Source organism: Mesorhizobium sp. J18 (assembly GCF_007829525.1).
Classification (GTDB): domain Bacteria; phylum Pseudomonadota; class Alphaproteobacteria; order Rhizobiales; family Rhizobiaceae; genus VLJP01.
Map to the genome: position 1 here is coordinate 39,954 of NZ_VLJP01000004.1, position 11,322 is coordinate 51,275.

10 protein-coding genes are annotated in these 11,322 nt (G+C 59.7%); all 10 read right to left on the bottom strand.

Going from position 1 to position 11,322, the window contains the following annotated elements:
* Positions 1-356: 356 nt before the first annotated feature.
* The 10 genes from L598_RS02655 to L598_RS02700 all read right to left on the bottom strand — a co-directional run bounded on the left by L598_RS02655 (position 357) and on the right by L598_RS02700 (position 11,262).
* On the bottom strand, positions 357-830 hold the full coding sequence (locus L598_RS02655) for a Rid family hydrolase (RefSeq protein ID WP_186444912.1): 474 nt from the start codon (positions 828-830) through the stop codon (positions 357-359).
* A gap of 66 nt (positions 831-896) precedes the next feature.
* The gene (locus L598_RS02660) at positions 897-1,964 is read right to left on the bottom strand and encodes a sn-glycerol-3-phosphate import ATP-binding protein UgpC (RefSeq protein WP_144860028.1); all 1,068 of its coding nucleotides are present in this window, start codon (positions 1,962-1,964) and stop codon (positions 897-899) included.
* Positions 1,965-1,982: 18 nt separating this feature from the next.
* Positions 1,983-2,819: a sn-glycerol-3-phosphate ABC transporter permease UgpE gene (gene ugpE, locus L598_RS02665; RefSeq protein WP_144860031.1), complete on the bottom strand. Its 837-nt coding sequence runs from the start codon at positions 2,817-2,819 to the stop codon at positions 1,983-1,985.
* A gap of 7 nt (positions 2,820-2,826) precedes the next feature.
* Positions 2,827-3,708, bottom strand: a complete 882-nt coding sequence (gene ugpA, locus L598_RS02670; protein WP_144860034.1) for a sn-glycerol-3-phosphate ABC transporter permease UgpA — start codon at positions 3,706-3,708, stop codon at positions 2,827-2,829.
* Positions 3,709-3,766: 58 nt separating this feature from the next.
* Positions 3,767-5,089: a sn-glycerol-3-phosphate ABC transporter substrate-binding protein UgpB gene (gene ugpB / locus L598_RS02675; RefSeq protein WP_144860037.1), complete on the bottom strand. Its 1,323-nt coding sequence runs from the start codon at positions 5,087-5,089 to the stop codon at positions 3,767-3,769.
* Positions 5,090-5,342: 253 nt separating this feature from the next.
* Positions 5,343-6,626 (bottom strand): amidohydrolase family protein, encoded by a 1,284-nt coding sequence (locus L598_RS02680; RefSeq protein ID WP_144860040.1) that lies wholly within the window; start codon positions 6,624-6,626, stop codon positions 5,343-5,345.
* The gene (locus L598_RS02685; RefSeq protein ID WP_144860043.1) at positions 6,623-7,564 is read right to left on the bottom strand and encodes an ABC transporter permease; all 942 of its coding nucleotides are present in this window, start codon (positions 7,562-7,564) and stop codon (positions 6,623-6,625) included. Before L598_RS02685 ends, L598_RS02680 begins: the two co-directional genes overlap by 4 nt.
* Positions 7,564-8,613, bottom strand: coding sequence for an ABC transporter permease (locus L598_RS02690; RefSeq protein WP_144860046.1), 1,050 nt, complete (start codon positions 8,611-8,613; stop codon positions 7,564-7,566). The genes L598_RS02685 and L598_RS02690 overlap by 1 nt, the downstream gene beginning before the upstream one ends.
* Positions 8,603-10,192 (bottom strand): ABC transporter ATP-binding protein, encoded by a 1,590-nt coding sequence (locus L598_RS02695; protein ID WP_246658598.1) that lies wholly within the window; start codon positions 10,190-10,192, stop codon positions 8,603-8,605. The genes L598_RS02690 and L598_RS02695 overlap by 11 nt, the downstream gene beginning before the upstream one ends.
* Before the next feature lie 122 nt (positions 10,193-10,314).
* The gene (locus L598_RS02700) at positions 10,315-11,262 is read right to left on the bottom strand and encodes a BMP family protein (protein WP_246658599.1); all 948 of its coding nucleotides are present in this window, start codon (positions 11,260-11,262) and stop codon (positions 10,315-10,317) included.
* Positions 11,263-11,322: the final 60 nt, after the last annotated feature.

The following is an 11,322-nucleotide window of genomic DNA, read 5'->3' on the forward strand; positions in this document are numbered from 1 at the left end:
GTCTCGGTAATTTTCCTGGAGGTCGGCAGGGGGAATCCAGATGGCTTGAGTACCGTCTGACCAATCATTGGCTGGGCGGGCAGCTCTTATGGATTCCGCCTGCAAATAGATGCCAGTAGACACCTGGCTTCCCCCTATGCCCGTTCCCCAATGCCTTGCCCCTTATATACAACTCCTGATTACGATTAGAGCCCCGTATAGTCAACCTATAAGTGTGTATCTGCCTGTCACTGGATAGTCAGCCGAGAAACAGAGCTGACCTCCTGACAAGGAAAACACAACGAGTTCCGGTGAAATGCTGTGGGTGCCCCGGGTCGGATCGCAAACGCCTTCGCGCAACCATAACGTGCATATAGTTAGCGATCCGGCAGCGCGGCGATAGCCCGGATCTCCACCAGCCCACCTGGCACGATCAATTCTGCGACACCGATTGCAGTCCAGGCTGGCCACGGCTCCGACAGATAATGATCCCGGACCTTAATGAAGGTTGGCATGTGCCGTGCAATATCGACATGATAAGTGGTAATCTCGACCAGATCGGAGAGACTGGCTCCTGCCYCCSCCAGTATGGCTGCGAGTGCCTTGAAGGCTGTTTCGAACTGCGCCTCAGGATCACGGACCGCTTGCAGCTCCGAAAGCTTGGCATTCGACCTCTCGGTGGTTGCGCGGGCACCTTCCAGTGCCGCCTTGCCGGGCGCCTCGCCGTCAATGCTGGTGCCTATGATGCCGGAACAATAGACCATGCCGTTCGAAACTACGGCAGGCGCAAAATGCCAGCGCCGGTAAACGGCCTCGAGGGCATTGGGTACTATGGTCCTGCGTTGGGTCATAATCCCCATCCGATCCATTAGCCGATGTTCGCGGACACACTCAGCCAGCCCAGCCAATTTTTCAGGCTAGATTCTCAGCCCTGTATCGGCATCGAAAAAATGCGTCTTGCCGGTCTCTACGGCCAGCGGCAACCGTTCCCCGGCTGCTATTTTGGCATCGCCGGGAAGGCGCGCAACGAAGTCGCCGGAGCTATCTTCGAACCGGCCATGGGCGAGCGTGTCGGCTCCCAATGTTTCAACCGCCGTCACACCGAGGGCGAATGTCGCCTCATTCGCCGCCGCCAGCTTCAGATGCTCAGGCCGCACGCCTAAAAGAACGCGCCGACCGGTTTCCAGCCTCTCGGCTTCCGGCACGGCCAGGATCCTGCCGCTTTCCAAGGCGATGCCCGATCTATCGACGGTTCCCGGCAACATGTTCATTGCCGGCGATCCGATGAAACCTGCGACAAAGCGCGTGGCCGGCCGTTCGTAAACGGCCATGGGCGTGTCGATCTGTTCTGCCACTCCGCTGTTCATCACGACGAGCCGATCGGCAAGCGTCATCGCCTCCACCTGGTCATGCGTGACATAAAGCGACGTCGTCCCGACAGAACGTTGCATCTGCTTGATTTCCAGGCGCATCTGGACCCGCAGCTTGGCATCCAGGTTGGACAGAGGCTCGTCGAAGAGAAAAGCTGCCGGATCACGCACCAATGCACGCCCCATGGCAACACGCTGACGCTGGCCCCCAGATAATTCACGTGGCTTGCGCTCCAGATAGGGCTCGAGTTGCAGCATCGCTGCCGCCTTGTTGACGCGGTCGCGAATCTCCTGCTTCGTCTTGCCGGCGATCCTCAGCCCGTAGGCCATGTTGTCGAAAACAGTCATATGCGGGTAGAGGGCATAGTTCTGGAAGACCATGGCAATGTCGCGCTCGCGCGGCTCCAGTTCGTTCACCACGCGCCCGCCGATCTCGATGGTTCCGCCGCTTATGCGTTCCAGCCCCGCAACCATGCGCAGAAGCGTCGATTTCCCGCAGCCCGAAGGCCCGACGATGACGATGAACTCGCCGTCGGCGACATCGAGGCTGACCCCGTGGATGACTTCGGTGGTGCCGTAGGATTTACGGACATCTCGAATGGAAATCGTCGCCATACCCGACTGCGGTCCTTCCTATTTTTCCGTCTCGACGAGACCTTTGACGAAGAGGCGCTGCATGAAGATCACGACGGCGACAGGCGGCAATATCGCCAACATCGCTGCCGCCATGGTCACTGGCCAATTGCCGTAGTCATCGGCGGTCGGCATCATTTGCTTCAGCCCCATGACGATGGTGTTCATCTCGGGCTTTGTCGTAATCAGGAGCGGCCAGAGGAACTGGTTCCAGCCATAGATGAATAGAATGACGAAGAGCGCGGCGATGTTGGTCACCGACAGCGGCAGGAGGATGTCCTTGAAAAAGCGTACAGGCCCTGCTCCATCCACCCGCGCCGCTTCGAGGAGTTCATCCGGTACCGTAAGGAAGAACTGGCGGAACAGGAAGGTAGCGGTAGCGGACGCAATCAGCGGCAGGATAAGGCCGGTATAGGAATTGAGGAGATTGAGCGAGGCCGCCACTTCATAGGTCGGCACGATACGCACCTCGACGGGCAGCATCAGCGTCACGAAGATCGCCCAGAAGGCGAGCATGCGGAAGGGAAAGCGGAAATAGACGATCGCATAGGCTGACAGGATGGAAATGACGATCTTGCCGACGGCAATGCCCATAGCCATGACGAAGGAATTGAACAGCATCCGCCCCACCGGTGCGTTCACGCCGGAAGCCAGTGCCTGCGCGTAATTGTCGATGAAATGCGGCCCCGGCAGAAGCGGCATGGGCGGCCTGATGATCTCGAGATGGGTCAGTGTCGAACCGACGAAAGTCATATAGATCGGAAAACAGACGACGGCGATCCCGGCAATCAGCACCAGATGCATCATGATCATGCCTATGCCGCGTTTCTCGACCATGAAGCCCTCAGTAGTGAACGCGCCGCTCGATGTAGCGGAACTGAATGAAGGTCAGCAGGCCGACAACCACCATCAGAATGACGGATTGCGCCGCGGAAGAGCCAAGATCCTGGCCGACGAAGCCGTCGGAAAATACCTTGTAGACGAGGATGTTTGTCGATTGGCCCGGCCCGCCCGACGTCATCGTATGGATGATGCCGAAGGTTTCGAAGAAGGCGTAGACGATGTTGACCACCAGGAGGAAGAAAGTGGTCGGCGAAAGCAGCGGAAAGATGATGGTGCGGAACCGGTGCCACTTGCCGGCGCCGTCGATCGCGGCCGCCTCGATCAGGCTGCGCGGGATGGCCTGCATGCCTGCCAGGAAGAACAGGAAATTGTAGCTGATCTGCTTCCAAGCGGCTGCAGCTATCACCAGTGTCATCGCATGGGTGCTGTTGAGAATCGGATTCCAGTTGAAACCGGCAGCTTTCATGTAGAAGGCCAGAACACCGATCGACGGCTGGAACATGAAAAGCCACATCACGCCCGCCACCGCTGGTGCCACCGCATAAGGCCAGATCAGCAGTGTTTTGTAGGTCCCAGCCCCCTTGATAACCTGATCGGCCATCGCTGCGAGAAGCAATGCGGCCGACATGGAAACCAATGTTACGAAAAAGGTGAACACTGCCGTCGTTACGAAGGATTGCAGGTAATAGCGGTCGCCTGCCAGATACTCGAAATTGGAGAACCAGACGAATTGCGCGCCGAGCCCAAAAGGATCCGGCAGCAACAGCGACTGGTAAAGCGCCTGCCCGGCAGGCCAGAAGAAGAAGACAATGGTCACCAGCAACTGCGGCAGGAGCAGCAGATAAGGCAGGAGCCTGTTGTCGAAGGTGACACGCTTTTCCATGAAAACGACAATGAAACGCGGCCGGCGGATCGCTATGCCGGCCGCATTCCTTTATCCGTCAGCGTGCCGTCTGCTCGAAGCGGCGCAGCAATTCGTTGCCGCGGGCAACCGCCTCGTCCAGCGCCGCCTTGACATCCTTCTCGCCCTGCCAGACAGCTTCCAGTTCCTCGTCTATGACCGTGCGTATCTGGTCGAAATTCCCGAGCCGGATGCCTTTTGAATTGGCTGTGGGTGCCTTGCCGGTCATTTGCAGGATGGCAATGTCGGTGCCGGGATTCTCCTCGTAGAAGCCCTGTTCCTTGGTCAGATCATAAGCCGCGGTGGTGATGGGCAGATAGCCTGTATCCTGATGCCATTGGGCCTGCACTTCCGGGCTGGACATATAGGTGAGGAACTTGGCAACGCCTACATATTCCTCTGCCTCGTGCCCTGCCATCACCCAGAGCGAAGCACCGCCGATGATCGTATTGAACGGTGCGCCTTCGACATCCGGCCAGTAAGGCAGGTTGGTCACTGTAAAGGGGAAAGAAGCCTCTGCCTTCACGCCGGCATAACCTGCCGAGGATTCCGTCATCACGGCGCATTCGCCGGAACGGAAGAGCGCGCCCGGTTCGCTGCGGCCGCCATACTTGAAGAGTCCGTTCTTTACCCACTCGGCCAGCATGGAAATGTGCTTCACGTGCAGATCGTCGTTGAAGACCAGCTCCGTATCGGTGCCTTCAAAGCCATTCGATTTCGTGGCGAAGGGCAGATCGTGATAGGCGCTGAGGTTTTCCAGATGAACCCAGGACTGCCATGTGGTCGTGAAGGGACAGGCCGAGCCGGATTCTTTAAGCTTGACGAGAAGCTCCTCCAATTCCGGCCATGTCTTGGGCCTGGATTCCGGATCGAGCCCGGCTTTCTCCAACGCATCCTTGTTGAGATACATCACTGTCGTGGACGAATTGTAAGGCAGCGAAAGCATCTCGCCGTCAGCCGTGGTGTAGTAGCCGGCAACGGCCGCCAGATAGGCGTTGGGGTCGAATGGCTCCTTCGCCTCGGCCATGACCTCGTAAACAGGCTTGATAGCGCCCTTGGCGGCCATCATCGTGGCCGTGCCGACCTCGAAGACCTGCAGGATGTGAGGCTGTTCGTTGGCGCGGAAAGCTGCAATGCCAGCATTCAGTGCTTCCGTATAATTTCCCTTGTAGGTGCCGACGACCTCATATTCGTCCTGGCTCTCGTTGAAATCAGCGATCTGTTTGTCGATCAGTTCGCCAAGCCGGCCGGAAAAGGCATGCCACACCTGAATCTGGGTTTGCGCCTGCGCGGCGCCAACCATAGCCGGTAGCGCCACCGCCAGGGCAGTCGCCACGGAAAGGACTGAACGAAGCTTTGTCATTGTTTCTCCCGCTCTCTTGTTTTGCCGGATTGAGGACCGGTCTCTATTGGTCGGCTTATGTTACGGTTGGATGACAGCATCTGGAGAATGCGTTGTCCATCATTTTCAGCCCATGGCTGCAATTCCCACAACTCAGGGCGATGCTTTTCGGCCCCAACTGTTTTGCAGCCGGCAAAGTTGAGAGCGACACCTTACCTCAATTAAGCCGCCGCATTGCCGGCGGGAAGGCGATTGCGTTCGCTTGTGCTGGGCTTCAGTTCTGCAAGCGATGGCGGCGATCCACCGTTTTCGGCCGGCCCGGCAGATCGAGCTTCGCCGCACTGCTGGAGCGTTCCGCGACCACTTTCCCCTTTGCGATTACGCAGAGCCTGTTGGCGCGCAACCGGAGCGCCTCGACCGGATTGCCCGCCTCCAGAACGACGAGGCTCGCCGTCTTGCCAACCTCGATGCCGAGATGATCGAGGCCCATGATCGCCGCATTGGTCTCCGTCACCATGCGGAAACACTGCGCCATGTCGGCAGGACTCGTCATCTGCGCCACATGCAATCCCATGAAGGCGACGTCCAGCATGTCGGCCGTGCCGAGCGGATACCAGGGATCGAGCACGCAATCCTGTCCGAAGCCGACCCGGATGCCGGCCTTCAGCATTTCCGGCACGCGGGTCTGGCCGCGCCGCTTCGGATATGTGTCGTGACGACCCTGGATGACGATATTGATAAGCGGATTGGGGATCGCCGAAACTTCAGCTTCCGCAATCAGCGGCAGGAGTTTGGACACATAGTAATTATCCATGGAATGCATCGAAGTGAGATGCGAGCCCGCCACTCGCCCCTGCAGGCCGAGGCGCTGTGTCTCATAGGCCAATTGTTCGATATGCCGCGACTGCGGATCGTCGGTTTCGTCGCAATGCATATCGACCATAAGCCCGCGCTCGGCGGCAATCTCGCAAAGCTCGGTGACGGAGCGGCGGCCGTCTGCCATGGTGCGTTCGAAATGCGGGATGCCGCCAACCACGTCGACGCCCATGTCGAGCGCCCGGATCGTGTTCTCTCGTGCCGTCGGGTCGCGATAGAAGCCGTCCTGCGGAAAGGCGACAAGCTGCAGGTCGATATAGGGCGCGACACTCTTCTTCACGTCAAGCAGCGCCTCGACAGCCAGCAGCCGATCGTCGCATGTATCAACATGAGTGCGGATGGCAAGCAATCCCATCGATACGGCCCAGTCGCAATAGGCCAGAGCCCTCTCCCTCACCGCTTCATGCGTAAGCAGCGGCTTCAACTCGCCCCAAAGCGCGATGCCTTCGAGCAACGTCCCGGATGCGTTGATGCGCGGGATGCCGTAGGACAAAGTAGCATCCATATGGAAATGCGGATCGACAAAGGGCGGGGCTACCAGATTGCCGGTCGCATCCACCACCCTGCCCGCCTCGGACTCGATCTTCGGCTCGATGGCCGTGATCCTGCCGCCCGCTATACCGATATCGGCATTCCTGCCATCGGGCAGCGTTCCACCCTTTACGATCAGATCCAAGCTCATCTCTCGCCTTTCTGGTAAGGCACCATCAGCGCCTTGGGGTAGCTGGCCCGACGCGACATCGCGATCAAGGCCAGGATGGAAAGCGCATAGGGCATCATCAGGAAGATCTGATAGGGCACGACTCCGCCCGTCAATTGCTGCAACCGTACCTGATAGGCATCGAAGGCCGCGAAGAGGATGGCACCGAGCAGCGCCTTGCCGGGTCGCCAAGACCCGAAGACAACGAGCGCGATGCAGATCCAGCCTCGCCCGTTGATCATCTCGAAGAAGAAGGAATTGAAGGCTGACATTGTGAGGAAGGCTCCGCCTATGGCCATCAGGGCGCTGCCGACCATCACCGCGCCCATGCGGATGGATGTGACGCCGATCCCTTGAGCTTCCACGGCCGCGGGATTTTCGCCTGCTGCGCGCACGGCCATGCCGAGGGGCGTTCGGTAGAGAACCCAGGCGACCACCGCCACTGTGACAAAGGCAAGATAGGTCAGCGGCGTCTGATTGAAGAGTGCCGCGCCGACCACCGGGATCTCCGACAGGAGCGGGATTGGCAACGGCTGGAACGGAGCGATCTTAGGCGGCGAAGTAACCTCCGGCAGCGTAATACGGTAAGTGAAATAGGTGAGGCTCGTCGCCAACAGGGTTATACCGATTCCGACCACATGCTGCGACAGGCCAAACGGGACGGTCAACGTGCCGTGCAGCAGTCCGAACATCGCCCCGACAAGTGCCGCGATGATGACGCCGGTCCAGAGATTGCCACCGGCATAGACTGTCACCCAGCCCGCAAAGGCGCCTGCTGCCATGATGCCTTCGATGCCGAGATTGAGCACCCCGGCACGCTCGCAGATCAGTTCGCCCATGGTAGCGAAGATGAGCGGTGAAGCGATGCGGATTGCCGCGACCCAGAACGAGGCCTGGAGGAGTATGTCAAAGGCTTCCATCACCGCCACCTTATTCGGTAACGCGTCAGCATGATCGCCGTGACCATGGTCAGGAGAGCGGTGGCGACCATCACTTCGGCGATATAGCTCGGCACGCCCGCCGATCGGCTCATGGCATCGGCGCCAACGAAGATGCCAGCCACGAAAATCGCGGCAGCCACGACGCCGAGCGGGTTGAGGAGCGCCAGCATGGCCACGACGATGCCCGTATAGCCAAAGCCCGGCGACAGATCGAGTGTCAGATTGCCCTTCAGCCCGGCCACTTCGGAAAAGCCGGCAAGCGCGGCCAGGCCGCCGGAAAGCAGCGCCGTCTTCATCAGAACGCGGTTGACCGGAATGCCCGCGAAACGCGCCGCGTCCGGATTATGCCCGACTGCGCGCATCTCGTATCCCAGTGCCGTCTTCTTCATGATCACCCAGGTCACCACGGCGGCAGCGATTGCAATGACGAAGCCAAAATGGAGGCGCTTTCCAGTAATGAGCCGCGGCAGTTGCGCATCGGCTATCACGCGCTTCGATTGCGGCCAGCCGAGCCCCATCGGATCCTTCAACACACCCTCGAGAAGCATCGAAACGAAAAGCAGCACTATGAAATTCAGGAGCAGCGTAGTAACGACTTCGTCAACCCCGAAGCTGGTCTTCAGGACGGCCGGGCCGAGCAGAAGCAGGGCACCCGCAGCCATGACCGCCAGCATGATGACGGGCAGGAGGATCGGTGCCGGCAGCGGCAGCGCTCCGGTGCCCAGGACTATGGTGACGACGGCACCGATATAGAGTTGCGCCTCGGCACCGATGTTCCACAGTCTGGCCCGGAAGGCGACAGCAACGGCCAGACCGGTGAAAATAAGCGGCGTGGCTCGTGTCAGCGTTTCCAGAAGGGCAAATTGCGACCCGGCCGCCCCCTTGGCGACCAGCGCGAAGACGCTGAACGGCGAAGCGCCGGCCGCAAGCACAAGCAGAGCAGCAACAGCAAAGGTCGCGACGATGGCGCCGAGAGGATAGAACAGCGTTTCCGCCAGTGACGGCTGCGGCTTCGGCTCAAGCCGCATTGCCGGCTCCTGCCAGTTCGAGCGCCGCGTCCTGATGCCCCGCCATCAGTTCTCCGATTTCGCGGACCGAGCGTTCGCCGCGCGCGGAAGGGGCGGAAAGGCGGCCCTTGGAAATGACCACTATGCGATCCGCCAACGCCAGGATTTCATCGAGGTCTTCCGAGATCAGGAGGATGGCGGCTCCCCTCTCCCGCGCCTGGAGAAGCCGCTGATGCACATAGGAGACCGCGCCGACGTCGAGACCGCGCGTCGGCTGATTGGCCAGAATGATCGACGGGTCGGAATCGAGCGCTCGGCCCAGAATGAGTTTCTGCATATTGCCGCCCGACAGGAGGCGGATGCGCGTTTCAGGAGATGGACATTTGACGTCATAGTCGCGGATGATTTCCTCGGCGAAGCTGCGCGCAGCGCTCCAGTCCAGAAAGCCATGGCGGCTGAAACGCGTGCGATACCGCTCCGAGATTGCATTCTCCGTCACGCTCATATCAACAATCGTGCCAATCGCGTGACGATCCTCCGGGATGCGGCCTATACCGGAACTGAGCGCTGCTTGCGGAGACCAGTTCGCCACAGGCTTTCCACCAATCGTGATGGAACCTGACATAGGCCGCTCGATACCAGAAAGCAGGGCGGCGAGCGCCGCCTGCCCGTTACCCGACACTCCTGCAAGGCCGGTGATCTCGCCGGCATTCAGGGAAAAGGAAACCTTGTCCAGCGGCGTGCCGGTTCCCGTGCGGGCAGTCGACACCTCGTTGAAAGTCAGGATGGGGCCGCCCACCGTCGCGGGAGCGACCGAGGGAGGCGGAATTTCGCGCCCGACCATCAATTGCGCCAGCTCGGCGCGGGTCGTCCGGGATGTCACCGACTCTCCCACCAGCCGCCCGCCGCGCAGGACGAGAACCCGGTCGCTGACCGCCATCACCTCGTTGAGCTTGTGCGAGATGAAGATGATCGAAAGTCCTTCGGCAACCAGAATTTTCAGCGTACGGAACAGGGCTTCCGTCTCGTTAGGCGTCAACACGGCGGTCGGTTCATCAAGGATCAGCACGCGCGCATCCCGATAAAGAGCCTTCAGGATTTCCACGCGCTGACGCTCACCAACCGAAAGTGCTGCGACCCGCTTGTCAGGATCTACGGCCAGACCGAAATCATTCGCCAGTTTCCCGATACGCGTGCGCGCCGCACGGTGATCGAAACGGATAAGCCACATGCTCTCCGTGCCGAGCACTATGTTCTCCAGAACGCTCATATTTTCCGCGAGGGTGAAGTGCTGATGCACCATGCCTATGCCGGCATTGAGCGCAGCGCGCGGGTCGCCCGCAGGAAGCTCTTTCCCGAAAGCCTCCACGGTTCCCTCGTCGGCCACATAGTGGCCGAAGAGGATATTCATCAGCGTTGTCTTTCCGGCGCCATTCTCGCCCAATAGCGCAACGATTTCCCCACGCCGGACAGAAAAACTGATCGCGTCATTTGCCGTGAGCGATCCGAACCGCTTGGTCACGCCCGACAGCCGGAGGACCACCGGCGCATTTTCAAAGGATTCTTCGGGCGAGGGCATGTCGCGATTGAAGCCTGACATTAACTCTGGTTCAGGATCGGCCGATCCAAGGCGGGGCGATGGAAGAAGGCGCGAGAGCTATCACGCCTTTCTTCCGGCGGTTCAATATAAAGGCCGCTTTTTCCCCGCGAAAGAACCTTCCGTCAGCTCGACTGGGGCTCGCTATCGTCAATCTCTACCGTAAAGGAACCGTCCTTGATGGCGGCTTCCGCCTCGGCGACCTTCGCCATTGCCTCCTCCGGCACCTTACCCTCGAAAGTGCCGAGCGGCGCCAGCGAGCATCCACCCTCCTTCATGAAGGAATAGACACCGTAGTCATCCGCCTTGAAGGTGCCAGTATTGATCTCTGCCACGGCCTTGTCGAGCGTCGGCTCGAAATGCCAGAGCGCAGAGGCAACGACGGTTTCGGGATAGTCGGCCTGGGTATCGATGACATTGCCGATCGCCAATATGCCGCGCTCCTTCGCGGCGTCCGATACACCGAAACGCTCTGCATAAAGGATATCGGCGCCGGCATCGATCTGGGCGAATGCCGTCTCCTTGGCCTTGGGCGGATCGAACCAAGACCCGATGAAGGCGACCTGAAACTTGATATCCGGCTGCATCTCGCGCGCGCCTGCCATGAAGGCATTCATCAGCCGGTTCACTTCGGGGATCGGATAGCCGCCGACCATACCGATATTCTTCGATTTGGTCATGGCACCGGCAATGATGCCGGTGAGGTAGGAAGCGTCCTGGATATAGTTGTCGAAGACGGCAAAATTCGGCACCGCCTCGTCCGGCTTGAAGCTGGACCCCATGAGGAACGCCGTTTCCGGATAGTCGCGAGCGACCGCCCGGGCGGCCTCTTCAACGCCGAAAACCTCGCCGATGATCAGCTTGTGGCCAGCCTCGCAATATTCGCGCATGACGCGCTCATAGTCATTGTTGGATGTGTTCTCCGAGAACACATATTCTATATCGCCGCGCTCCTTCGCGGTGTTGGCCGCTTTATGAATGCGGCTCACCCATTGCTGCTCGACCGGCACAGTGTAAACTGCTGCCACCTTGACCGGATCGGCAGCCAGAAGCCGGCGCGGAAAACCGCTCACCGCCGTCAGGGCCGTACCGGCGGCGGCGGGAAATTGGAAACATTGCGGAACGTGAAGAAA